Origin of the sequence: Photobacterium sp. CCB-ST2H9, assembly GCF_023151555.2 — a bacterium.
Taxonomy (GTDB): Bacteria; Pseudomonadota; Gammaproteobacteria; order Enterobacterales; family Vibrionaceae; genus Photobacterium.
Genome location: NZ_CP100425.1, coordinates 98,681 through 123,676 on the forward strand (window position 1 = coordinate 98,681; position 24,996 = coordinate 123,676).

Here is a 24,996-nt window from a genome sequence, read left to right on the forward strand (position 1 = left end):
GCATGGCTTCTTTTGACCTGAAAGAAGGCGATGTCGAGGAATACAGCTTCATCTATGGTGATGAAGCTGTTACCTACGAAGTGATCCGTAAGGCATTTGCTTTGGGCAAAAACGGGGAAGCTAAGAAAAAGAAAATCACCATCCGAGTGCATCCAGATTGCCGAGTGGCTGTTACTGCGCCTCAGGATGCTGATAAATCGGCAATCCATGAGGCGGTCATGCAACGCGCTCAATGGATTTGGAATGCACTGGTCGAGTTTCGATCTCACTTAGAATATGTTCAAACCAAACACTATGTGAGCGGTGAGATGCAATTCTACCTAGGCCGTCGCTATGTGTTAAAGGTGGTTGAAGACCAAGATGCCATTTCCAACGTGAAGATGGAACGAGGCAAGTTGTTAGTCACTCTTAACCGCTTTAACGAAGATAAGCCAAAGCTCGTCAAAGCACTGGTATCTGGTTGGTATGGCGTTCGTGCAGAACGGGTTTTCCATGAACGCTTAGCTGAGCTTTTACCGCAGGCTACGTGGGTAGAGGGCATCCCTTCATTTCGCATTATGCCGATGCAAAAACAATGGGGAAGCTGCTCAGCCAAAGGAACCTTGATGCTCAACCCTCACCTAATCAAAGCCCCCAAAGAGTGCATTGATTACGTGATCCTACATGAGCTTTGCCACATCGCAGAATACAACCACAGCGAGCGCTTCTGGCGCTTATTAACCAGCGTGATGCCAAACTGGAAAGAAGTGAAAAGTAAGCTCGATGGTATGGCGGAATTGTATTTGAATGAGTGATTTTCATCATGGTTTTGGTCCTATGCCTGATGAATCTTTAAATGGTTTTATTTATAGAGTTCTGTGGAGAAGTGGGTATAGGTGTTTTCACTCAATTCTAATGACTGGAGGCTGGGGGGATAAACCAAGTGTACCTTTAGCAGCAAAGCATGAATTTAATTTCCTTGACCGATATCTTAAACTCGACCTATATGAGAAGACGTTTAGGCAGGAAAAGAACCAACTTTCGATTTTTTCTAACCCAATCAGTCATGTGAATAATTTTGAGAAGACATTTTCCCCCATAAAAGATGTAAAATCTTGTGGGAATCCTATACAAATTAAATTCTGCCGAAAGTGTATTGATGTACAAATAAAAGAATCTGGGTTCTCATACTTTAAAAATGAGTGGCTAAATGAAGATTTTTGCAAATCCCATCAAACTGTTCTTCACGCCATTGACCCCAGAGTAAACAGGAAGGAAATATTTGAGGTCGTACAATGCATATTGTCCGGAAACTGCGTTGATAAGTATCTTTGCAAAATATTGGATGGTTTTCATGCTCATACAAGTATGCCTCTAAGCAAATCTGAAGTAAAATTTGCGCCATGCACCAAACCATTACTTATCAATTACTTAAAATCAAAAAGCACTTGCTATCCAGATGGTTATACAGAATTGGTAGATTATGGCTATCTAACGAAGAAAGAGCGTTATGCTACTATCAAATATAAGCGATCTGAAGAAATTAAATTTTCATTGGAAGAACACTTGGATTTCTATCTAGAGTTTGATTATGATTCAATTAGTAAATTTCTGGTAGAACACTTAAAGTTACAGTCATTCTCCCCAGCTAAAGCTAATCTTCATAAGAGAATGTATAAACTTTGGAAAGATCGAAAATCTAACTGCTCACTCTGTAAGATTAATATAAATTTTGGTGAAATGTGTCCAGTGGCTGAGCAGTCTCAAGTTTACTTCAAAAAAGCAGTTTCTCTTTTACATGCATATATACCACCAAAAAATATTTGTGATGAGAAACTATCTGAGATGATTGATAAAGTTTATTCATATCAAGTGAATATAGGTGTTAGAGAGGGTGAGATTCTAGTAAGAAAAGATATAAAAAAATCAGAATTACACTCTTCTTATGGAGGAGAGAAAGCATATTATGAATATGTGTCAAAGGTTTTGAGAGATTTAAATTTTTGAATATTTCCTCTTTTGATAACTTGAACGATGTTTTGTTCTATATAATTACAAGTTGTAAATGACCTAACTCTATAGCGTCAATTGGCCATAAGTTTAGTAGTAGACTTGTAAAAAGGTGCTGAATAGTCTTGGAATATAAGATTATATTGGTCTTGGCTATCAAGAAGAAAAGTAACTCGAATATGTTCCACGTTGTTAGTAGTAAGAATAGATCTTAGCCATCCAGCTATCGAGGTGTTCAGCAGCGCTCCACAATTAATAAACCAAATCCAAGTCGGCTGCTTATTGTGTTGAATAATGTTTAGCAAGTGAGTTCTATACTGTTCATCATCTAACTGTAGAAGATCAATATAAGCCGTATCTGCCCCCAATTCATGATTAATCTGATTGTATCTGTCTTGTGAGTCTTTACTACAGTTTATAGACAGTGTGTGCAATCTCATCATACCCAACTGCCAATATCCATGGACTAAGCGCTCAGTCGAACCTATAGGCCAATTTTCAAAGTTTGGCGCGAATGGTAATGAAGTTGTTTCGTATTTCATATGTAACTACTCAATTTCTATAAGTTACCACTGTAGTGACGTTTCTTTGAGAGTAGCAAAAGTAGGTATCGGCCCTTCATAAAACAATGTATTTAGGCCAACAATCTCAATTTCAATACGAATAGTGTACAAACTTTATTGTTCCAAAATGGCGTTAGTGTACAAACTATATTGTTCCGATACAGAAAAGTAATGAAAGCCACCAAGTTTGGTGGCTTTGAAAATAATGACTGACGAACTCTTATTTCTTTAAGAGAGATGTGATTCGTATCTGAATCAATTTTTCAACGTTCATTCCAAATATTACTCCAGTTGTGAATACCATCAAAATCATTTCAATTTTTGTATTCAATAAAAAGTAAATTGATATGATTAATATTATGGTCATGAAAATCAGGCCATAACATCTGCATCTTGATATATTTTCCCAGTCTCGTAACAGCTTATGGTCATGCCAGTTGACCAAGCGTCTAAAATTCATATCTATCCTTTGTTTTTGAACTAGTGAGATCCTGAACGGGGTAATTTTGAAATGGTAAATAAACTAGTGTTCATTGTATGGTAGTTGTTTTTATTTACCGTATATTTTTGATTTATCACACATTATCCAGTGCCTTTTCTTGAGGTTTATCTAAGGAATTTTGGAAAAGTAACTTTTCTTAAACATAGGTTAAGAACTTGGTCGAAAAACATCAGGATTTCAAAAGAGGCTGAAAGGCAAGCTGTCTAAAAGTCAGGTTTGATTGTTGAGTGAATAGGGATGATCTGCTTGCTTCAAAACAGGTAGCGGCGATCAAGTTAAATGTTGTGCATTCTTGCTATTGAGAGACAAGACAGAGGAGATTTCTTTTCCAGAGCAGACTATTACTTTCAAATTTTCATTTAGATGATATAGGTATACTTTTGGGTGTGGTCATAGCGATTTTTGATGATTTGATGTCAGGCTAGTTATCACAGGTAAACAAGAGTGTCGTCACTTATATGAATCGGGTGCATCAAAGAAGCCCTCTGCTGACTCAGCTTAGTTTGAATGCAGAGGGCTTACTTCTCAAACACCGGATTTGATGCGTAAACCCGTTAAAATTGGGCGGCCCCAGTCATCACAGTCAGAAATATCAGGCCAAACTTTTTTATTTGCGGTAATCGCTGTCAGCAGGGTGCTGATAAAATACTGACCTTTCCGCGTGTCTCCGTAAATCCGGATAAAGTCTCCTTTTTGCTTGGGGCAATCAGCGAGCGGAAAGTACTCTTGGAAAACAATATATGCACGAGAGCCATTATCATCTCCTTCATAAAGCAGTTCTACAGGCTGAACATAATTTTTCCACTCTGCTTGGCTTAAAGCAGGAAATAGTAAAGCAGATAACAAGAATAAATTTTTCATTATTTACCTTTGTATGTTGAGAGAAATCTTATGCCAGAAATCAACTGGTGTGGATGGCTCAGCGAACGGTCTTCGCATATAAATCCATTGAATTTATATGGCTTTAATCCAACTCTGGAATGACGGATGTATCTTATGACTCATGAAATCATACTGGGATGACGATGGTGAATTAATAACACTCGAATCAATATTGTAGTAATGAACTATTTATTAAATAGCGCTTCTGTTCTGAAAAATGTTCCCAAGTCATCTGTGTCAATCTTGTTCAAAGTTGTACTGAAAAAATGGATGCAGTAAACGTAATGATAGATAACATTTTTTCATATTTACTTCACCTTTCGCTGTATTAGCAGGATCTAAATCATGGTTTGTACAACTGCTGCGCATTATAAGCAAAAAAGCAATCATATGCATTGAGTTTTTATGTATTTTGTATACCATACACGCCAGTTCATATTGATGTTTTGAGCCATTTGTTTCATATCATGAGGGAGATGGGAGCGGTGCCATTTCTCATTCCGATTGATATGAAGGATTACATAAAAATAGTTACAGCATCGTTGATCAGATTGGATTGACATTTTGCATGGACTTCGTGACTCACGCTCGCTGTATTGGCTCACCCAAGCAAGTTATTTCCAAGATGAACATATATTTGCTCACTAAGGATGGAAGATGAAAGTTAAATCTCTGTTAGTTATTGCATTTTCTGCTTTTTGTTCTGTTGCTCATGCCGAAATCTCGGAACCACAACTGATTCAGCAAGTGGGTTGCGATCAGGAAAGCCAGCAATGTGCTTTATCATTCGGTGTTGAAAAAGTTGGGCCAGCTGAGTGTGCTTCGAACAAAATCAACTGGTCGAGTGAGACCACGCAAGGAAAACTCGCGGTGGCGCTTCTTTCCTCGGCAATGATGACTCAGCACCAAGTCGCGGTTGCAGTTGATTCAGTCTGTGGGACGAATGGTCTGCCTCAGCTGAAATCTTACGAGGTTCTGGCGAAATCAAAGAACGTGGGAGCATAAGCATGAATAAGAAACATGGCTTAATGCTTTCTTTGTCTCTCGCTGCTGCAACGGCGAATGCATCGTATGGGGATGTGAATACCATTCAGAGTATTCAGTGTGATATCAATGCCACTCATTGCCAGTTGGTGTTGGAGAAACCAGTTGACTCAACAGTATGTATTAAAAACACAGTGATCGTGCCTGCTGAAAAGCAACAGCTTTTATCCGTATTAAGCTCAGCAATGTTCACCGGAACACAAGTGAGGGTCCATTTCACATCTGAATGTGTCAATGGTGCGAATGAATTACAAACATTTGATTTGGTACAGTAAGGATTCATGATGAGAAAAACGAATTTAGGTTTAATAATTGCCTGCACCCTTGCTGGTTTTCCATTGAGTTCATTGGCAATGACTACCTCTGATTTTTGTTTGGGTGAGAATAAAGGGACTTATCCGGTTCACCGTGACCGTGTTTGTAGTCTGGAAAGGTGGGCGACGAATCAGGAAGTCCCGGAAAAGCGTTCTGTATTGAATGCTGGAAATTCGTCAATCAAGCTGACGCCGGATGATTTAGCTGGTGATGTACTGTTGAGCCTGAATCAAGACATTTTTATAGTCAACAAACGTTACCAAAACTGTAAAGATGTTTACGAGACCTTTAAAGGTGAGATTAAAAAAACGGCCGGAACGATTGAGTGTACTGCCGGTAATCATGACCTGGTTCCTTCCAGCTACTATGGCTCGGGTAATGGCTGCTTTGTCAAAAACAACATCGAAACTTGTACGTCATCAAAGCTAACGCTGACTCCAGGTGATGTTGATATTAATCAGGTGCAAAGAAAGGCGCGTTACAGCGGAGATCTTGTTAAAACCACAAAGAAAAATGAATTGTCTTATCGTCAGGGATATATTCCGGTATCAAATGGTGGTATTACTTTCTTTGTGACGGGGACTGTGACAGATCGCAGGCAAGTATCCCTTGTGACGGATGATATGTGGAAAGGGCATATTTATTCATCAGTAAATCCAACACCTTACTTTGAACTCTCCTGCTTGAGTGAAAAGCCGGTTACGCCAGTAAGCATTAGTCTGGTGTATAAAGATTCGACAATGACAGACATTGGTTTTGATGGCAGTGCTCCAGTCAGTACCTTTTCTGGAGAAAACTTCACAACATTTAAGAACCATTGCGTAGCTGGTGTTCGGTTGACATTGGTGAACTATGAGGACATTGCGACTTCAGATTGGTCGGTAACGTTTAAACGTACAGGCAGCAAAGATGCTTATATCAATGAGCTTGCGAGATTTGGTTCGCAATTATTAAAAGAAGCAGAATCGGTCATTGCCGAATACCAAACCCTCCAGGCAATTGATATGAATTCAGGTTCTATTTCAGATCAGATTCGAGCAGAAATTAGTGTAAATTGGGAGACGTTTGCTAACTCTGTTCAAGTTCCAGAATTTTTTGATCCTATACTTTCCCTTGAACGTTATCAGAATGTTAATCAGTCGGTGCTAGAATCGACACTGAATATAATTGATGTAAATGGCAATAAAATGCCAAACTTTGAATTGATGAAATCATTGGTTGAAGAATTAAAAGCAGAACATCCTACTTTGACTGTAGGTGCATTGATTAATCCGGATCTTGAATTTATTTACGATTATCGATTAATTAACCAATGGAACTCAATTATAGTTTTGTCCAAGATTAATGGGCACATCACTGATCTGGAACTAGTTCAAGAAGGTTCAGACAGTAATCTTGAGGGAATAAAGAAATCCATTGCTCAATATAAAGCGACATTAAATGCAAAGGTAACAGATATCTCCGCTGTTGTTCAAAAATTCTTAGAGATAGCAGAAAAAGCCGATGCTGCGGAAGTTGAAAAATTAAAGGACTTGAAAGATAAATTATCGAAAGCTATTGAATCATCTAAATAAGACAGCCTAGCTATATGCTTAGCTTGTATCAGAGGGTGATTCCCCTCTGATATTTCTCTGTATCTTTTATTTATATCTTATAAACGGGATAGGGTATGAAACGTCGACTGCTTTCGTTTTCTTTCTGCATGATGATGATTCCCTGGACATCATCTGCAGCCAATGTGACACCAGAAATGCTGGATAAGCAGCAGTTCCAGCTCAATCAGGTAAATTACCGACTAGATGAAGTGCTGGATTCTTTAACCAAATATAATCTGGCGCGCGAACAATATTATTTGGGGAATAATGGTTCTGCGACTTTGGCAGAGGCCTGGTATCAGAAACATTTGTTGTGGCTGAATCAGATGGATCAACTCAGACGTCAGATTAGTAATCACCAACAGCTTGCAGCATCTGATAGTGGCGCGTTTCAAGTCCAGATATCAACGTTGATGAACGATCTCTATCAGTCTCAGGAAGACGCACGTAAAATTTATAGCCAGGCACGGACAGGTTTATCCCTGTTAGAGGGAATTCCAAGTTATCCGGAAAATTATGTTCAGGAGCTTCAGTCTGTGATCGTCGCGTTGAACGATAATGTTGTGCTGACGCATCAAGCGTTTCAAAATTTAAATGACGATTTCTCAGAACAGCACCTGAAGCGGCTTGATGATGCATTATTGATGACTAGAGAGGTTCTGAAGTCATTGATTAATCGTTCTAAATTAGAGTTTCCTGAACTGACCACTGCACTACAGAAGTTAAGTGAAATTTTTGCAGTGGATCAGTTACTGTCTGTGCCGATGGATAGAGCATCGAAGCATGCGGCTTATATTCAGTCTTATGCAAGCCGGGATTGGTTCGCCGCTGAATCGCGTTTTCAGCAGCTTGAAAAACAGTATCAAAAGGACATGAAACTCATTCTTGCCAGTCCGCTTGATAACAGTCTGAAGCAGCCTGGTATTGATTTTATTGATGCTCACTATGCTCAGGCAAAAAGAAATATTGATGCTTACCGTTCCCGTGCATACGCAGGTTTGTACCGGCAGTACAGATCGATTACAACGATGTATGTCAGCCAATGTCAGGATGAAGCAAACTATCTGAAGTATAACTGTTCACTATTGAAGACGTTGGTTGGTTTAGATTTAAATTCGATTAAAGGTATGAATCTTGAACAACAACGGTATTTATATCAGCAATTAGTGAGAGTTCCTCAGGCGCCTTATACGGAGATCAGCCAGTGAGTAAATTGATAAGATACGGATTGTTTTTATTCTATGCTTTCAGCTGTCTCTCTGTTCAAATGGTTCATGCTGCGACCCAGAAAGTTGAAGATGGAGAAGATGTTATCCGGCTTGTTCTTGGTGACCGAACGCCGTTACCATATGAACCATTCACACCAGCGGAATTGAAAAAATTAGCTGATGATAACCCTGACGATGAATTATCAGTGTTGGTTGAAAATAATGTCACATATTTGCTGATTGATTTAAGTGTTCGTGGTGATGTTAATGTAGACGTTAAAGAACCATTTAAAGTTGAAGTGAATGAATACGTCAACATGGCAAATCAGCTGGAGAAGCAGATTACACCATTTGGTTATTCTCTGAGAGATGACAGCTTTGAGCAATTGCCCGTAGACTTGTACGAGTTGTTCAACGATCCGGAAACCATGAGAAAAAGGTTACTGGATGCATTACAACTTTATGCAAAAGAAGAGTTGTTGCGTCGTTTAGATGCTGTTGATCCAGGTCAGTGCCCTCAAATTGACGTGGACAAGCTTGTTGCTAAGGTGAATGAACGTGTTGGTGATGCTGCTGAAAAGAATGGCTTGAAATTTGATAAAAAGTATCGACTAAAAAGCGGCGATTTAACAAAGTTTGATGATTATATCCGCGGGATCAATAACAGCAGTAAAATTCTTTGTGCTTTAGGCTATAACCTGCCGAGTGCCATGGGATTCAATATTGTCTATGAGAATGGGGAGGCGAGAGTTGATGAAGACAGTATTCTGTCTATGCTTGGCCTTGACTTTGATCTGCAACCGTTGATTGATTCTCTAGATTTAAAAATATCCTTCGCTTTTAAAGGACTGGGTTTGTCGATTCCGGGTGGTGAGAGTATTTTATCCTGGGCACCATTACAGGAAGCCATGAGCTGGGCCTCTGAGTTGTTGGAAATCGATGATTTTAAGATAAAACTTAAGATGCCATCTCCTGAGTTTTTGAAGGCAAAGATTACGGAGCTGGGTTTAGATTTACCTGAAAATCTGAAAATGCCTGAATTCCCAGTTATCTCATTTAATAAATCGTTTTCGCCACCAACTCGTGAAGCACTGAAAGTGAAGAAACGTAAGGACTGGAATGGGTTTGATTTAGGCAGCCGTAAAGTTATAGGTGCGCAGGCAAAAGCCTACTATGAAATCCGGGGTTCTGAAGAAATACAATGGGGGATTGCGGTAGGGCGTGCTGATGTCTTTGTGTTCGGTAAGACCAAGAACGCGATTGGCGCTTATGCGCAAGCTGAAGTGGGACCGAAGTTAGTCGAGTTTAATACTGATATTCAAGTCCTGGGCATGCAGCTCAATAAAATTAATAAACGCAGTACAACTGATCCTCTGGCATATGAAGCGGAGCTGTTGGGGGGCGGAGACGGTTACAGTTATAACTACAAATATACACAGCAATTTGCCATTGGCCCGATCCCTGTGTACGTTTCGGTGGGCGTTTATGCTACTGCTAACACTAAGTTGAGAGTCGGCCTGACGTTCACGCAAGTCTATGCTGAGCTCGTACCGATGGCGAAAGCGGGTGCATTTGGTGAAGGTGCAGTTGGTGTGGCGAAAGTGCTATCTGTTGGGGTGAAAGGTTCAGTGGATGTTCTGAATCTGCAAGTTCCTTTGCGTGGTAAAGCCGGATTGTTTTTTGCGCCAGGTGGAGAACCCTACTTAAAACTTTCACTGACATCAGATGCTTTGGTCAGAGCGTTAAGCGGTGATATCAGTGCTTTTGTTGAGTATCCATGGGTAAAAATTTGTAAGAAGAAAGTTGGATTTATTAAAATCCCTTACCCATGTATTAAAACAAAGAAAAAGTCTAAATCTATCTATAAATATGGTGGATATGCCTGGAATAAGTCGATCATGAACTGGGGATTGACTTATGGATACCAGGGCGTTCATGTCAGCGGCTCAATGCTGGATCAAACTGATCGGAAAGAAGCTGCGGCCCTGCAAGGCAAAGTTGACTTGTATCAGCGTCATCTGGCTCTGGAAGACTACAGCAAGAAAACGGAAGCCCGAATTAGTGAAGTCTTTAATTTGGTTAAAAATACAATCACTGAAGAAGCAACGACGTTACTGCCGCAAAAAGATGCTGCATTGAGAATTCAATTTGAAAATGCGCAAGACAATATTGAGCAGTATGAGTCTTGGTTGTTGTCATCAATTGAGAACAGCACCCAGCGGACGATGATGGCGGAACAAAAGAGCATGGTAACCACTGAATGGTTGGCTGAATCTAGTGCTGGTATATCTCCGGTTGTCACTTCTGAACAGCAGTCGAAACAAAATGATGCTGCAGTACTGAGAAGCCTGCATGGATTCTTGTTTTAGTCGTAATAGTTGAACCTTGAAGAATATAGGTAACACATGAAAAACAGAGCTGCCGTACTTGTATTGAGTACAATTATTTTTGTGGGCATTATTTTGCTTGTTTTGTTCAAGTTAAAGAGTGAACCGTATGTCATTCAATATGAGCCCGGCAGCTCTTATCTTTACGAGGTAAAGTACCAGAACCAAGCGGCCGGAATGACTAGTCTTATGGGGCAGGGACATTCTTATCAGCCTGATTTAAAGGTGAATTACAGTTATACCGGGCAGGTGTTCTTTGATGTACTTGAGCAAACGGCTCAGGGTTATACATTGGCATTCAGATTCCAGTCTGAGTCGTTTATTGCAGAGATGAATGGCAATACCAGCAGCCGCTGGCCGCAGGATATGGTTGTCTATGCCAATCTGAATCGAGATGGTTTGTTCAATGAACTGAAGTTTCAGGAGGAATACTACGAAGAATTTTCTCCCCTGTTAAAAGACATGATTGCGCAGTTCCAGATCTCACTTTCAAATCAGGGGAAATCTAACTGGCAAACCATCGAAGCAGATTTTTCATCTGCTTATGATGTGTATTATGAAATTGACAAGGCGTTGATTCCGGGTTGGGACATCCGTGTGAACAAATCTTATCGTCCCCAAAATGCTTTGTTGCGACTAGAGCAGGCGGTTGACATTGATGTCAGTCGTTTCTCAAAGCGCATCAGCCAAATTGTAATGGACCGCAGTAAAGAAACGTATTCAGCCAGCGGTAAACTGGCTGAGGAAAAAGCACATTTCTCGGCTGTGTTTCTGTCTGTTGCAGATGTGCCTGAAGCCGACAGTCAGACGGACACGATCTATATCAGCGATACGCTCAATGGTGAGTACCAGCGACAATTGCTGGAAAAGCAGATGTATGAGCAGACGGTGGGGACAGAAAACGTCACAACTTTCAGTACCCGGCTCAGGCAAGTTCCTTCACTGGATAACCGTGGCAAGGCGAGCTTGTTTTATCAGTTGCGGGCATGGGTAGCACTTGACCCTTCTCGTCTGGAACAGGTGAAACTTTGGTTGAGTCTTTATCAGGCCGATCATCCGGCTTTTCAGATGCTGAGCACTTTGCTGGTCTCGATTGGAAGTCCTGAAGCACAGAATATTTTGCTGGATGTGATGGCTGCATCTTCACCAGAAAAGCAAAATGCAATCATGCTGAAATTGATTTTTCTGGATCATCCGACGCTGGAAAGTGAGTCCGCTGTCCGTGACCTGGCAAAGTCACTTCCTTCTGAAGAAGAAAGGCTGCAAGCGCAACTGGTGCTGGGAGGCATGGCCCGATTCTTACAGGATGATGATCGCGCCAGAAGCCTGGCTATTTTTGAGGAAGTCAAAGGGCAGCTCACAGCGAGCAGCGATGCTCAGCACATTGAAGATGCACTGAGCGTCATCGGGAATATGGGATTGGCGGAGCAAACCGATGTTGTCACGGGATACTTATCGCATGAAAGTAAACAGGTGCGATATTCAGCTCTGGACGCGCTACGTTTTGTGAATACGCCGAAAGCACAAGGTGTGCTGTTAAAGCATCTTTCTGATGACGATGGGCGGATGAGAGAAATTTCTTCAACTGGCCTGAGCTTCACGACACCCGGTCCTGAATTTGTGGATGTCTACAGAGACAGACTGAAGGTTGAAAACAATGAGTATGTGATTCGGCAACTCATAGACAACCTGGGTCAAATGTCTGTGCAGTATCCGGAATCGATCAAGGTCCTGAAAGACTATATTCCAAACATTGGCATTACGAGTCTGAAAAACTATGCGGAAGGTGTGTTAAATAATGTGCAATCCAATGATGAATAAGTCTTAGGAAGAAACTGTTTATCGTATTTTTATCAGGAGTTAGCGATGAGATTTGTACTGTTTTTCGTTTTCTTTTTAGCTCCGACTGCATGGGCAGATTGTAATAATATTTCCTGCTATGGAGTCGGAAAAGATGTGGTGGTAAACACTTACCTTTCAGCCACTGGTAATATTTACATTGGTGCGCCATCTGGGAAAGGTAAGCTGAACTGTCAGTTGGTTGAAGGGAATTACATGACGTTGAAAATGAATCACCTTTTATACAAGGAGATTTATTCGACCCTTCTAACAGGGATTGCGGCACAGAAACATTTACAGATTCGAATTGTGGAAGGTTCACCTGTGTGCGAAGTGTCTTATGTGATGATGAGTTCCTAAGTCAATGCTGACAGAAAGTTCTCAAATTCACTCTTGTTTCATTGAGTATTCTGTTTAGCTTAAGAATATTCGAAAACTGTTCAATGTATTGAAAGAGATTAAAAAATGAATAAATTCTTAATGGGAATTAGTGCAGCACTCTTACTATCTTCTGCAAATTTTGCAACTGCAGCCAGTCATTATATTTCAGGGACGATTACCAACATTACTGCAATTGAAGGCGCATTGTTAATTAATGTGAACAATGGGAATATCCCAGACAATTGCAAAGGCACGCCATATAACTGGTTAAAGATAAAGCAGGAAAATACTACGATGGTTTCTGTGGTACTGGCGCAGTGGGCTTCGAATAAACGATCGGCCACTGTTTATACGTCAGGAATTGAAACGGCCGGAGGTTATTGTTTGGTCACTCAAGTTGATCCGATTGAATAATTATTTGAGGGGAATTAAATGAAAAAATTGATGATTTTATTGTTCTGTGTATTTTGTTCAACGGGGGCTTTTTCAGATGAGAAAAAGTGGATCGATACGCAAGGTAAAGTTAAAAACTTATCGACCTATGCTCATACAGAAACCGTTTTGGTTTATTTGGATAATCCAGGCCAAAGTATTTCGCAATGTACTGATACGACAGCTTTTGCCATCAGTCACTCGATTTCCAGTGAAGCACGCTCAAGAATGTTTTCGTTGTTGCTTGCTGCAAAAGCAGCGGGGACACCTGTAACCGTTTCTTACCTGAATACCGGTGACTGTGAGCCTTGGGATGCGTCGACGAGTGCTTATCGAAAAATTACGAGGATTCGATAGTGTTCAGAGTTTTATTTTCGATTGTCATGTTGTTATCAACATCTATGGCTTACGCTGGTTATGTTCAAGGTACTGTCGCCAGGTTGATTGTCCGTGATGATGGCTTGCATTATGTTCATATTGACGGCCAGATGAAAGATCGTCCTGAATGTGCTCGAAATCATACTTACTGGATGATTAAAGACGAAAACAGCGTTTACGGTAAGTCGCAGTACAGCATGCTACTGGCGGCGAAAGCCAGTGGAAAAGTTGTGACTGTCAGCGGGACAGGAGCCTGCATGCGCTGGAAAGACGGGGAAGATATTCAATACGTTTCAATGGACTAAATCAACATAGAATGCTGAGGCCCGTAAATTTTAATTTACGGGCCTTTTGATTATTCGAGGTATATATCTTTCACCTTAAACCAGTTTCCTTCACAACCTTCAATTGTAACAGTCACCCGGAGGCTCGCTGTTTTTGCTGCCAGTATCGCCGATTGAATTGCACTATCTGCTACTTGAAGTCCGGCCCATCCATTTGATTTTGGGCACTGATTGTCTCCTTTGGCTCTTGGGAAACCGTTTTGAAGCTGTAAGGCGATAGCGCCTTCAGGGTTGACATAAACTTTGCTGATCACGCCATTATCCTGTGAATAGGTTGCAGCAAAGGTATTCAGGCTGAATAAAGAACAGAAAATAAAGGGCAGTTTTTTCATGGATATATCCTTTGACTCAGTCAGTCATGGTAGCCATAACTGAAATATGAATTACCAACAGTTATAAGTTTCATTTTTATTGCATGGATTTCTTAAGGCAGATAAATCCCAATAATATCGCCCTGGCTCTGCGGGTTACAGCCTTCGTAACGAATAATGACAGGTTTACTGGAGTTAACAAAGTGGAAACAATGGCATCATATTTCGGATGCTTTGGGATAGGTAGTATCCGATATTCAAACAGCCGGTGATAACAAGTCCACATTATTATTTCTATATAATTCATAAACATGAAATTTTTGGTATCGATGCTAGATTTGTTACAGGATCTGCGGATGCATTGAATGCACCTAAGAGTAACATTGAGGTGAGAGCAATCTTTTTCACAGCCCTTCCTTTGGCTATTTTTTTGTCAGGCGAATACTGCGTACCTTGCAATAATTTTCTTTTGAACCTCCCCAGATTTTATCGGCATCATTCCATACCTGGAAACGAACTGTTTGATTGGAAAAATAAGCAGCCATTGCCATGGATAATAACTTGTCAGAATATTCGGAATGTTGAATGTAAACGCCACCTGGACAGTTTGCTAGTTCTGTGGGGATTTTTATTAATGTATCACCATCAACAGAGGGGGTAACTTCCGATTTCCCCCAGCTGTATATGTCTGTAATTAATCCAAGTTGGGTGTTGACAATTTCTGCATTTACAGTACTAGTGGCTAAAAATAATAATCCGGTTAGTAAAGTTTTTCTCATGGGATTTTCTCTATTTTTAAAAAATAAATAATATCAAAATTTAAAATAGAAAAAACGCTTTGTGTTCAAATAGAATGGAAAATTCTATTTCTGTAAAAAATTGGCTTTATTTGAGTTGTCAGCGACGCGCCATACCATACCAGAGCATATCAAAGGCTGTCTGTAGGCAGGCAGGATCAATGGCAAGCTCGGGCTGCTCAGTAAAAAGGCTGACGGTTGATAAGAACTGGCAGTGACAGGTATTGAGGATCAGTGCCTGTGGCCAGTCGGCCAGGATGCCTTCACTTTGGCCCTGTGCGATGAGTTGCGGCAGTAAAGGCAGTGCCAGACTCAGCATGGCATGCTGCTGACTGAGTGGGTATTGCGGATCGTTTGCGAGTTGACGAAGGAATTGAAACTTTTGCGGATGGCTCAGTCCCCATTGAATTGCAGCCTGCCAGAGGTGAATCAATTGCTCACGCAGAGGGAGGCTTGAGTCCGGCGGTGTGATTGCCTGTGCCATTTCTTCCTTGATACTCAGATGCAGCGCTTCGACCAGTGCTTGTTTATTGGCGAAATGATGAAACAGGGTACCATTGGCAACACCGGCTGTTTTAGCAATTTTAGCGGTTGCAGTGGCCTGGATACCCTGCTCGATGAATAAGTGCAGGGCGGCGTCTAACAGCTGTTGTTTCTTCGTCTGGCTCATCTGGCGTTTGTCATCGGAATGCTGGCTCAACGGGAGAGCCAGCATAATACAGGATCAACGCAGGAAGAAAGTCATCATGGCTTTTTGGAGCATCGCTTTCCAGCCCGTGTAAGGCGGCATCACCAGTTTGGCTGTATTAATTTTGCCCCGGGTCAGGACAGTTTTCGCCTTTGAGAAGGTCAGAAAACCTTCTTTGCCATGATAGTGCCCCATGCCAGACGGGCCGATCCCACCAAAAGGCGCGTCATCGGCTGCCACATGAAAGATAGTGTCATTCATCGCCATGCCACCTGCATGCATGTTGTTTTTGACCTGTGTTTGCAGCGCAGCATCGTGCGTCATCAGATACAGCGCCAGTGGTCTGGGCCGCTGTTGAATGTAAGAAAGCGCTTCTTCGATGGTACGATAGGTGATGACGGGCAACAGCGGGCCGAAAATTTCTTGCTGCATCAGCGTCAGGTTTTCATCCGGATTCAGCAGCAAATGCGGCACCATGCGATGTGCTTTATCGTCCAGCGCTTCGGGATGCGCCGGTTCGATGACCACGTCTTGGTGACGGGCTTCTTCAAGCCACAGATTCAGACGGTCAAACTGACGTTGATTCACAATGGAGGTGAAATCCCGGCTGTGGACCCCTTGCGGATACATGGCCACAAATTGTTGCTTAAACTCAGAGATGAACTCTTGTGCTTTGTCTTCAGGAACCAGGACATAGTCTGGGGCCACGCAGATCTGGCCGGCATTGAGGCATTTTCCGAAAATCATCCGCTCCACAGCGTGCGCTATATCGGCATCCGGAGCGATCAGGGTCGGAGATTTGCCGCCCAGCTCCAGTGTGACCGGGGTGAGATTTTCAGCAGCGGCACGCATGACATGGTGGCCGACGGCGGTGGAGCCAGTGAACAGCAGATGATCGAAAGGCAATCGGGTAAAGGTGGCTGCCACGTCAGCTTCACCTTCAATGACGGCGACCTGAGCGTCCTCAAACAAGCTCGCCAGAAGGGAACTGAGAATTTTGTTGGTGGCCGGGGTAAACTCGCTGAGTTTGATCATTGCCCGGTTCCCGGCAGCCAGCACCGAAATCAGCGGACCGAGGCTGAGCATCACCGGAAAATTCCAGGGTACGACAATGCCAACCACTCCCAGTGGCTGGTAAATCACTTCCACTTTAGCCGGCATCAGCAGCAGCCCGGCGTGACGGCGCGAGGGGCGCATCCATTTTTTCAGGCGCTTAAGGGTGTAATTGATTTGCATGACGCAGGGCAGGATATCGCTGATGAGCGTATCCTGATGGCTGCGGTGACCGAAATCTTGCGCTAAAGCCTCACACAGCGCTTCTTTGTTCTTCAGTAATGCTGTTTTGAGTTGTTTGAGGGCGGTGACACGACTGGCATAGTCTGGCATCGGCTGCGCTGAAAATTCGCTGCGCTGATGGTTGAATATATGCTGTAGCGTGAAGATATGCTGACTTTCCCTCGAGGCGGTGGCTACGGTCATCTTGATCTCCTGTCGGGCACCGGCCCTGATTTTATCTGGCAATGTTCGATGTGTCAGTTCAGATCGGCACTGAAAACGAAAACCGACTGACTAGTCGGTTAAATGTAGGGGGCTTTGTCAGGCAGCGCAAGAAATGACCAGAATCCGGCGCAAAAAATTAGCGGGTGTGGCCACTTTTTTCTGCATGGAAGATGTGCAGGAACGTCTCGAAATAGTGCTGTAAGGCGCGGGCATCTTCATGCGCTTCCAGCAAATTCAGCAGGGCGATACCGGTTTCACAGGTGCAGAGATTACCTGATTGCTGGTTGCGACGCAGAGCATAGGCCGACAGCTGGTCCGGGGTCAGGCTCAGCCGGGGTAAAGCGGCCAGCCAGGGACTTTTTCGCACCATCTTCCGAGCTTCCTGCCAGGTGGCATCCAGCAGGATGAACAGCGGAGTTTTGTCTGTGATTAGATGATAATCGGTGGCCGGATGATGGTCGTCGGCCGGAAACAGCAACCATGGCTGTACCTGCGGATCGGCGATCAGCCTCAGCAGATCATGGGGTGGTTCGGTGCGCGACCAGCAGATACGCTGACAATCGGGCAGGCTGCGTGCCATGAGCACACCGGTATTGCTGTCTTTGTCGAATTCTTTGCTGTGGGTCAGCAGGACAAAGCGAGCCTGACAGCGGAGCTTCGGCTCCGCATGACAAATACAATTGTAACGAAAGCCGCAGCGGGCACAGGTGTCTGGTGATTCAATGCGCATGGATAGTGATTGCTTGTGGTATTCTGAGCTTATGGTACTGCCCTGATACGATAAAATCACCCAACAGGATGCGATATGGCTTACTGGCTATTTAAAACAGAACCGGACACCTTTTCCATCGATACCCTCAAGCAGATGAACGTCTCCTGCTGGGAGGGCGTACGGAATTATCAGGCGCGCAATATGATGCGGGATGAGATTAAGGTTGGAGACGAAGTCTTTATTTACCACTCGTCGTGCAAGGATATCGGTGTGGCCGGCATTGCGAAAGTGGTGCGTGAAGCTTACCCGGACCACTTTCAGTTTGATCCGGAAAGCCCGTATTTCGACCCGAAATCTGATCCTGCAAACCCGCGTTGGGTTATGGTGGATATTGAGTACGTCCGTCACCTGCGTCTGGTGCCGCTCAAGAAAATCAAGGCTAATGACGCCCTGCACGAAATGCCTTTGGTACAGCGCGGCAATCGTCTCAGCATCATGCCGGTGACGGCACAACAATGGCAGGAAATTCTGCGGATGACCGGGCAGTTTTAAGCATGCTTCTGAAATGAAAACGCCGCCAGAATGGGATGTTGGCGGCGTTTGTATGCATTGACGAATCCGTTGGTTTACAGCAGATGATCAGCCAGATAGTGCGCGACGGCTTCGTCTGCACAGGAACCGATGACTCCGTTCTCTGGCAGTGCGGCCATCACTTTATGGTGGGCAGTGCCCATCACCAGCCCTTTCCCCGCCATGGTCAGCATTTCTACATCGTTCATGCCGTCGCCGAATGCGATGCAGTCTTTCAGCTCGTAGCCTTTTGCCAGCGCCACGGCTGCCAGAGCATGACCTTTTGAGACTCCGATATCCATCACTTCCAGGCACCAGGGGGTGGAGAAGGCAATATTGGCGCGGTCACCGAATACGGCACGGAACTTGTCTTCCAGCACCACCAGTTTGTCGTGATCTTTATCGTCGCGGGTAAAGAAAACCTTGGCTACGCCTTCAAGCGGCGGATTTTCGACGTCAAACAACTGATATGTGAAAGTTTTGTGGAAATCACGCAGGTATGGATCTTCTACATTCAACAGCCAGTCGTCATTCCGGTAGAGGTGAATACGCAGATCAGGCTCATCTTTGGTGAGTGCCATCAGGCCAAGAATGATTTCTGGCTGGACGTCCTGACGGAACACTTCCTCTCCGTCACAGGTATGGACCCGGGCGCCGTTCGACGTGATCATGTAGGCCGGAATGCCCAGCTTTTCGCGCATTTCGGCAACATCCACATGGTGGCGGCCGGTTGCAAAGACAAAATCTGTTCCCTGATGATGAAGCTGCTGAAGTACCTCTTTGGTAAAAGGAGCAATCTGGTGGTCCGGGGTCAGCAGGGTACCGTCGAGATCGGAAGCAACAATTTTATACATGGCACGTCTCTGTTGTCTGATGGTGTCCGGCTGCGCGCTGTGCCGAGCCGGTTGATTGATATCAGCAGTGTAAACCAGAATGAGCCTCAGAAAAGAGGCTATTCTGCGGCATTATTTTTTTCCGCTATTTCTGCTGCGTTGTGTCCGGGCTTCAACCGGACCAAGCCATCAGCCTGCCTGGCTGCTGGCGGCCAGCGACGCTTCAGTCTTGCTGTCACTATAATGGGAAAAATGCGCCAGAATTGCTTCGATTGCGGGGCTCCTGAAGCGATCCTCTTCGAACAGAACCTCGTGTCGCGCCCCCTGGATGACCTTGAGATGGCAGTGGCCGCCGCCTTGCTGGATTCGCTGACAGAACACATTCTGCGCCCGGTTGTCGACGATGGTGTCCTCGCTGTTCTGCAGCAGCAGCACCGGACAGCGGATTTGACCGGCCAGTGCGACGGCCTGACGTGCCGCGGCCAGTGCCTGCCACACCCAGCGGGAACTGGGGCCGCCGAGTTTGAAATTCGGGTTTTCTTCGTAGAGCTGCCGGAACCAGTCATACCGGCACCGGCTCTGGCTGAGCGGGTTATCGGCAAACGGTTTGGGGTAATAGGGAACCTGACCCGGCGCGTAACCGGGCTGACGCTGCAACTGCTCCGCCACCCGCGCCAGCGGTGACGCGATAGGTTTCATCCAGTGGCTGATTTTGATGCCGTGCATCGGGGCACTCAGGGCAGCGGCGTCAAAAAAATCCGGGTGCTGTGCCAGATACAGGCTGACGACGGTGCCTCCCATAGAATGGCCCAGAATGAAATGCTGCCGGTAGCCGGCGGGTTTGACAACGGTTTCAATCAAGGTGTTCAGGTCTGCCACATAATCGGAAAACTCTTCCACATGGCCCAGCTGGGTATCCGTCGCCATCCGGCCTGAACAGCCCTGACCGCGGTGATCCAGGGCGAACACATCATAACCTTGCCGGGTCAGTTCCCAGCATAGCTCCTGATATTTGTGGAAGGTCTCAATCCGGCCATTGACCAGAACAATCACCTTGTCCTGACTGAATCCTGTCAGGCTCATCCAGGCGATGGGGATCCCAGAGACCCCTTCAAAATGTCCCTGATGCCTGTGTGCCCAGCATTCTGCTACCGGACCGGCCATGGTCTCGGAGAAGTTGGGTTCCATGCTTAATACCTCGTGGTTGAGGGAAAGTGTTTTACCTTGCGTCATGGGAAGCGTGTCCAACATTTATCAGCTATGCCTGGCGGCATATAGGAATTCGTAATATGTTCCAGTATAACGTAAAGTGTTGATGGTTTTGGATGCGACATCCAGACGGATGTCTTTCTATTATTGTTATTGTCATCCATCTGACTAAGGTCATTACTATTCCGGATATGTATGCCTACGTAGCTCGTCAGCCTATATTGAACCGCCAGCAGCGCACGGTGGGGTATGAGCTTTTGTTCCGTGACGGGGAGCAGAATGCATTTCCCCAGATCGAAGCAAACACGGCGACCAGTCGGTTACTGGTGGAAAACTATATGGCTGTCGGAGATGATCTGGCGACGGCCAGTCAGCGAACCTTTATCAATTTTCCCCATGACAGCCTGATTAAGCTGATGCCTTTGCTGCTGCCGCGGCAAAAAGTTGTGATTGAAGTCCTGGAAACCTGCGTTCCGGACGACGAGTTACTGGCGGCAGTCCGTCATCTGCACAAACAGGGCTATACCATTGCGCTGGATGACTTTGAGCTGGATCCGGCGTGGCAGCGCTTCCTGCCCTTTGTTCATCTGATTAAGCTCGATTTTATCAAGCTGGGCTGCCAGCAGGCATGTGCCTTTGTCGCCAGTCAGAAAAGCCGGCGACTGAAGTTTCTGGCCGAGAAGGTCGAAACCCGGGAAGAGTTTGAGGCTGCCAAAACTGCGGGTTTTCACTTGTTCCAGGGCTATTACTTCAGCAAACCCGAGCTGTTGAAAAACCGTCAGGTGACGCCTGAAACGCTGACCACACTGCGATTACTGCGGGAAATCAGCCGGACGCCGGTGGATTTCAAACGTGTGGAGCGCATTATCTCCAGCGATGTCTCGCTGTCTTATCTGCTGCTGCGCTATGTGAATTCGGCCGCCCACCGCACGCTGTCGCCGATTGGCAATTTTAAACAGGCACTGGTGTATCTCGGGGAAGAGAAAATCAAACTCTTTGTGTCTGTGGTGGCTGCTGCACATGCTTCCATCCGCAAACCCCGGGAACTGTATATTTTGTCGTTGCAACGGGCCCGGATGTGCGAGGAACTGGCGCGGGGCAGCGGGATCCGCCTGAACAGTGATCAGGCCTTTCTGGCTGGTATATTCTCTCTGCTGGATGCGTTGCTGGACAAACCGCTGCCGAAGCTGCTGGAGCTGCTGCCATTGTCGGAAGAGGTACACAGTGCGCTGCTCAACCGGGAAGGAGAGCTGGGGGACATTCTGAATCTGCTGGATGCCTATGATAATGCGGACTGGGAGATGACTGCCCGCTACTGTCAGAAACTGGGCGTGAAAGAAGCACAGGTGGCGAATGTTTATCATCAGACCCTGCACTGGCTGACCAGCTACCAGATCCCTTATCAGAAGTAGTTTCAGGCAAGACCTGAAAAGAGGAAAAAACAAACCGGGCACTGGGCCCGGTTTGTTGTTCTGGCAGCATTAACCGCCGACGGTGTAGTAAGTCGCGGCACCCGGGCCGACCGGGATACCCAGGATGAAGACCCAGATGTAGAACATCAGACTCCAACCCACGATAAAGACCATGGAGTACGGCAGCATCGTGGCAATCAGAGTACCCAGGCCCAGATTTTTCTGGTAACGGGTAGCCACGGCCAGGATCATTCCGAAGTAGCTCATCATGGGGGTGATGATGTTGGTCACGGAGTCGCCGATCCGGTATGCCGCCTGAATGGTTTCCGGTGCATAACCGACCAGCATCAGCATCGGGACAAAGATCGGAGCTGTGACGGCCCATTGGGCAGAAGCGGAGCCGATCATCAGGTTGATGAAGCCACACATCAGGATAAAGGCAAAGAACAGCATCGGACCGGTCAGACCGATCGACTGCAGGAAGTCAGCACCGGCAACGGCAAAGACCTGCCCAAAGTTGGTCCACTTAAAGAAAGCGACAAACTGAGCGGCGAAGAAGACCAGTACGATGTACATGCCCATTGAAGACATGGACTTTGACATTGCATCGATCACGTCGCGATCGGTTTTCATGGTGCCGACCACTTTGCCGAAGGCAAAACCCGGAATGGCAAAGAAGACAAAGATGAATGCCACAATCCCTTTCAGGAACGGTGAGCCGGAGATCAGCCCGGTTTCCGGATGACGCAGAATGCCGTTTTCCGGCACGATGGTCAGCGCCAGCACGACAGAAACAGCCAGCGTTGCCAGTCCGGCCACTTTCAGACCTTTCTTCTCCAGAGCTGTCAGCTCGCCCATTTTGTCCTGGCCCAGATCATCGCTGGCATCCCCGGCATTGTAGGTACCCAGCTTCGGCTCAACGATTTTCTCGGTCACAAATGCGCCCATGATCGTGATCGCGAAAGTGGATGCGAACATGAAGTACCAGTTTACTTCGGGACCAACTTCATAGGTCGGATCGATCATCTGCGCTGCCGTTTGGGTGATACCGGACAGCAGCGGGTCAACGGTACCCAGCAGCAGGTTTGCGCTGTAGCCCCCGGATACCCCGGCAAAGGCAGCTGCCAGACCAGCCAGCGGGTGGCGGCCCAGCGAATGGAACAGCATGGCTGCCAGCGGGATCAGAACCACATAACCTAACTCGGCTGCCGTGTTCGAGATGATACCGGCAAAGACGACGACCAGCGTGACCATGCGGCGGGATGCGCCCATGACCAGACCGCGCATTGCAGCAGAAAGTAAGCCAGAATGTTCTGCAATGGCGACACCCAGCATGGCAACCAGGACGGTGCCCAGTGGCGCGAAACCGGTGAAGTTTTTCACCAGGTTGGCCACAATCATTTGCAGGCCTTCTGCGTTCAGCAGGCTGACCACATGGATCAGGCCGTCAGCGGAGCGGCCCGGAGCTCCTTCAGGTCGCGGGTCAGGGACTGATACACCGAAATAACCGGCAATCCCTGAAGCGAGCAGAATCACCAGGCTGAACAGCGCAAACAGGGTGATTGGATGGGGCAGCAGGTTACCCAGCCACTCAACGGTGTCCAGAAAGCGCGTAAACTGCGTTTTTTTGGGATTTACTTGATTTTGTGAAGCACTGGAATGCATCACGACCTCCTTTTTCGTCATATACCCGTCTATGGGCGTCTTGTTTTAGGGGCGGGAGGTTACGCTATTGTTAATAGCCCAAACAAAATAAAAGTGTGTCAAAATATTTCATTTGTATGATTTATAACTGATGTTTTGCATTTCATCTGGTTTTTTATTCCTGTTTTTGTATAAGTTTTAAATTAAACCGCTTCTGGATATGTGTGTTGTTGTGTATTTGTAACGAAAGCAGGGCGGAACAGGAAAGATTCTTCTGTGCAGGAACGATGCTTCTTACTGTGATTTTCGTGATGCATATCACAACTGTGGGCTGTAAGGAATAAAACGCCATTCATATTATCATTCTGTTAACATTAAGACAGGAGCTGGCGCCTAATCTGGACGACAAGCATCGGATGGGTGGTTCGCCATCGCAGAGAGGAGTCTATGCGGGAAAAGATTATCTTTATTGATCTATTACGCTGTGTCGCGGCAACAGCGGTGGTGGTGATCCATGTGCTTGGCCCTTATCGAGAATTGCTGGGGCAAATTCCCGATCATGCCTGGATGACGGCCATCAGCTATAACAGTTTCAGCCGCTGGGCAGTGCCCGTCTTTATCATGATTACCGGGGCACTGATGCTGAGTGACACCCGGCCATTTGATTTGAATTATTACCTGAGGCGGCGCTTGGGTAAGGTGCTGGTGCCTTTTCTGGTCTGGTCGCTGTTTTATGCGTTTTTGTCAGGAGTAACCCCGGATGGGTTTCAGTCTGAGACTGCGCTGCATACCCTGGCTGAAATGCCGGAACATGAAACCTATTACCACCTTGGCTTCTTTTATTACTTTATTCCGCTGTATCTGGTGATCCCATTTTTTCAGGCTTGGGTGAAACGGGCTGACCCGACAGCCATCAAAGGCGTGACATTCTTGTGGATGGTGGTGACAGGCTTATTTCTGCTCTTTATTGACGGTCCCTGGAGCCATCAGCTGGTGCTCTACAGCGGTTATTTGCTGTTGGGCTACAGTCTTTTCCGCTTTTCCTGGCCGACGCTGACCTGGCTGCTGCCGTTGGGCATCGCTGCCTTGTTACTGACGGATTACATGGTGATCCATAACAGCTTTTTGCTGGGTGAATATACCGTCGGACGCTGGTTATCGTACAAAACTCTCAATACAGTCATCATTGCAGCCATGGTGTTTGCGCTGTGCCGTTATCTGGCGGATAGACTGAGTGAGCAGACTTTGACGAAGCTGGCTTTTGTCAGTCGCTACAGCCTGGGGATTTATCTGCTGCACCCGCTGTTTCTGTGGCCGGTCAGAGCGTTTGATTTGTATTTTATCCACCCGGTGCTGATGATTCCTTTCTGGACACTGATCGCCGGAGGACTGGCGTTACTGGCCAGCTGGCTGCTCAGTCAGAGTCGGTTTACGGCCTGGCTGGTGCCCTGAAGACAATCT

Annotated in this window: 25 protein-coding genes; 15 read left to right on the plus strand and 10 right to left on the minus strand. The window is 45.6% G+C overall.

Translation table 11 applies throughout. The annotated features are described in order from the left end of the window. Positions 1-2: 2 nt before the first annotated feature. Positions 3-794 carry a M48 family metallopeptidase gene (locus tag L4174_RS00435; RefSeq protein WP_157629882.1) on the plus strand — a complete coding sequence of 264 codons (792 nt, stop codon included), beginning with the start codon at positions 3-5 and terminating at the stop codon, positions 792-794. After that, positions 787-1,986 (plus strand): hypothetical protein, encoded by a 1,200-nt coding sequence (locus L4174_RS00440; RefSeq protein ID WP_248144566.1) that lies wholly within the window; start codon positions 787-789, stop codon positions 1,984-1,986. The genes L4174_RS00435 and L4174_RS00440 overlap by 8 nt, the downstream gene beginning before the upstream one ends. A 77-nt stretch (positions 1,987-2,063) precedes the next feature. On the opposite strand, the gene L4174_RS00445 is transcribed toward L4174_RS00440, so the two are convergent. Continuing rightward, positions 2,064-2,531 carry a hypothetical protein gene (locus L4174_RS00445; protein ID WP_065771970.1) on the minus strand — a complete coding sequence of 156 codons (468 nt, stop codon included), beginning with the start codon at positions 2,529-2,531 and terminating at the stop codon, positions 2,064-2,066. Positions 2,532-3,579: 1,048 nt separating this feature from the next. Further along, positions 3,580-3,915 carry a hypothetical protein gene (locus tag L4174_RS00450; RefSeq protein WP_248144565.1) on the minus strand — a complete coding sequence of 112 codons (336 nt, stop codon included), beginning with the start codon at positions 3,913-3,915 and terminating at the stop codon, positions 3,580-3,582. A gap of 678 nt (positions 3,916-4,593) precedes the next feature. On the opposite strand from L4174_RS00450, the gene L4174_RS00455 reads away from it, so the two are divergent. The 10 genes from L4174_RS00455 to L4174_RS00500 all read left to right on the plus strand — a co-directional run bounded on the left by L4174_RS00455 (position 4,594) and on the right by L4174_RS00500 (position 13,820). Then, positions 4,594-4,941, plus strand: coding sequence for a hypothetical protein (locus tag L4174_RS00455; RefSeq protein ID WP_248144564.1), 348 nt, complete (start codon positions 4,594-4,596; stop codon positions 4,939-4,941). A 2-nt stretch (positions 4,942-4,943) separates the two neighbouring features. Beyond that, the gene (locus tag L4174_RS00460; RefSeq protein ID WP_248144563.1) at positions 4,944-5,255 is read left to right on the plus strand and encodes a hypothetical protein; all 312 of its coding nucleotides are present in this window, start codon (positions 4,944-4,946) and stop codon (positions 5,253-5,255) included. 6 nt (positions 5,256-5,261) lie between these two features. Beyond that, positions 5,262-6,869, plus strand: coding sequence for a hypothetical protein (locus L4174_RS00465; RefSeq protein ID WP_248144562.1), 1,608 nt, complete (start codon positions 5,262-5,264; stop codon positions 6,867-6,869). A 95-nt stretch (positions 6,870-6,964) separates the two neighbouring features. Continuing rightward, the gene (locus tag L4174_RS00470; protein ID WP_248144561.1) at positions 6,965-8,098 is read left to right on the plus strand and encodes a hypothetical protein; all 1,134 of its coding nucleotides are present in this window, start codon (positions 6,965-6,967) and stop codon (positions 8,096-8,098) included. Further along, positions 8,095-10,467, plus strand: coding sequence for a hypothetical protein (locus L4174_RS00475; protein WP_248144560.1), 2,373 nt, complete (start codon positions 8,095-8,097; stop codon positions 10,465-10,467). The genes L4174_RS00470 and L4174_RS00475 overlap by 4 nt, the downstream gene beginning before the upstream one ends. A 195-nt stretch (positions 10,468-10,662) precedes the next feature. Continuing rightward, positions 10,663-12,306: a HEAT repeat domain-containing protein gene (locus L4174_RS00480; RefSeq protein WP_248144559.1), complete on the plus strand. Its 1,644-nt coding sequence runs from the start codon at positions 10,663-10,665 to the stop codon at positions 12,304-12,306. 45 nt (positions 12,307-12,351) lie between these two features. Next, a complete protein-coding gene (locus L4174_RS00485; protein ID WP_248144558.1) occupies positions 12,352-12,684 on the plus strand; it encodes a hypothetical protein in 333 nt (110 codons plus the stop codon). Between the two features lie 105 nt (positions 12,685-12,789). Then, positions 12,790-13,119 (plus strand): hypothetical protein, encoded by a 330-nt coding sequence (locus tag L4174_RS00490; protein ID WP_248144557.1) that lies wholly within the window; start codon positions 12,790-12,792, stop codon positions 13,117-13,119. Positions 13,120-13,137: 18 nt separating this feature from the next. Then, a complete protein-coding gene (locus L4174_RS00495; protein WP_248144556.1) occupies positions 13,138-13,494 on the plus strand; it encodes a hypothetical protein in 357 nt (118 codons plus the stop codon). Further along, complete coding sequence (locus L4174_RS00500; protein ID WP_248144555.1) at positions 13,494-13,820, plus strand: hypothetical protein; 327 nt, start codon at positions 13,494-13,496, stop codon at positions 13,818-13,820. The genes L4174_RS00495 and L4174_RS00500 overlap by 1 nt, the downstream gene beginning before the upstream one ends. Before the next feature lie 50 nt (positions 13,821-13,870). On the opposite strand, the gene L4174_RS00505 is transcribed toward L4174_RS00500, so the two are convergent. The 5 genes from L4174_RS00505 to L4174_RS00525 all read right to left on the minus strand — a co-directional run bounded on the left by L4174_RS00505 (position 13,871) and on the right by L4174_RS00525 (position 17,885). Next, entirely contained in the window at positions 13,871-14,191 is a 321-nt protein-coding gene (locus L4174_RS00505; protein WP_248144554.1) for a hypothetical protein, read from the minus strand. A gap of 401 nt (positions 14,192-14,592) precedes the next feature. Then, entirely contained in the window at positions 14,593-14,949 is a 357-nt protein-coding gene (locus L4174_RS00510; RefSeq protein ID WP_248144553.1) for a hypothetical protein, read from the minus strand. A 118-nt stretch (positions 14,950-15,067) separates the two neighbouring features. Then, entirely contained in the window at positions 15,068-15,667 is a 600-nt protein-coding gene (locus L4174_RS00515; protein ID WP_254589108.1) for a TetR/AcrR family transcriptional regulator, read from the minus strand. A 24-nt stretch (positions 15,668-15,691) separates the two neighbouring features. Continuing rightward, positions 15,692-17,134 (minus strand): coniferyl aldehyde dehydrogenase, encoded by a 1,443-nt coding sequence (locus L4174_RS00520; RefSeq protein ID WP_248144551.1) that lies wholly within the window; start codon positions 17,132-17,134, stop codon positions 15,692-15,694. Positions 17,135-17,291: 157 nt separating this feature from the next. Beyond that, positions 17,292-17,885: a tRNA-uridine aminocarboxypropyltransferase gene (locus L4174_RS00525; protein WP_248144550.1), complete on the minus strand. Its 594-nt coding sequence runs from the start codon at positions 17,883-17,885 to the stop codon at positions 17,292-17,294. 75 nt (positions 17,886-17,960) lie between these two features. Between L4174_RS00525 and L4174_RS00530 the strand changes: the two genes are divergently transcribed. Beyond that, complete coding sequence (locus tag L4174_RS00530) at positions 17,961-18,419, plus strand: EVE domain-containing protein (protein ID WP_248144549.1); 459 nt, start codon at positions 17,961-17,963, stop codon at positions 18,417-18,419. A gap of 74 nt (positions 18,420-18,493) precedes the next feature. Here L4174_RS00530 and L4174_RS00535 read toward each other — a convergent pair whose 3' ends face one another. Together L4174_RS00535 and L4174_RS00540 are read right to left on the minus strand one after the other, a co-directional pair. Continuing rightward, the gene (locus tag L4174_RS00535; protein WP_248144548.1) at positions 18,494-19,291 is read right to left on the minus strand and encodes a Cof-type HAD-IIB family hydrolase; all 798 of its coding nucleotides are present in this window, start codon (positions 19,289-19,291) and stop codon (positions 18,494-18,496) included. Positions 19,292-19,459: 168 nt separating this feature from the next. Next, positions 19,460-20,503: an alpha/beta fold hydrolase gene (locus tag L4174_RS00540; protein WP_248144547.1), complete on the minus strand. Its 1,044-nt coding sequence runs from the start codon at positions 20,501-20,503 to the stop codon at positions 19,460-19,462. A gap of 167 nt (positions 20,504-20,670) precedes the next feature. Here L4174_RS00540 and L4174_RS00545 point away from each other — a divergent pair, with 167 nt between their 5' ends. Continuing rightward, positions 20,671-21,891 carry an EAL and HDOD domain-containing protein gene (locus tag L4174_RS00545; protein ID WP_371929386.1) on the plus strand — a complete coding sequence of 407 codons (1,221 nt, stop codon included), beginning with the start codon at positions 20,671-20,673 and terminating at the stop codon, positions 21,889-21,891. A 69-nt stretch (positions 21,892-21,960) separates the two neighbouring features. Here the strand turns inward: L4174_RS00545 and L4174_RS00550 are convergent, their stop codons facing one another. Then, positions 21,961-23,556, minus strand: coding sequence for an AbgT family transporter (locus L4174_RS00550; protein WP_248144608.1), 1,596 nt, complete (start codon positions 23,554-23,556; stop codon positions 21,961-21,963). A gap of 426 nt (positions 23,557-23,982) precedes the next feature. Between L4174_RS00550 and L4174_RS00555 the strand changes: the two genes are divergently transcribed. Then, positions 23,983-24,987 (plus strand): acyltransferase, encoded by a 1,005-nt coding sequence (locus tag L4174_RS00555; RefSeq protein ID WP_248144545.1) that lies wholly within the window; start codon positions 23,983-23,985, stop codon positions 24,985-24,987. Positions 24,988-24,996 lie beyond the last annotated feature (9 nt).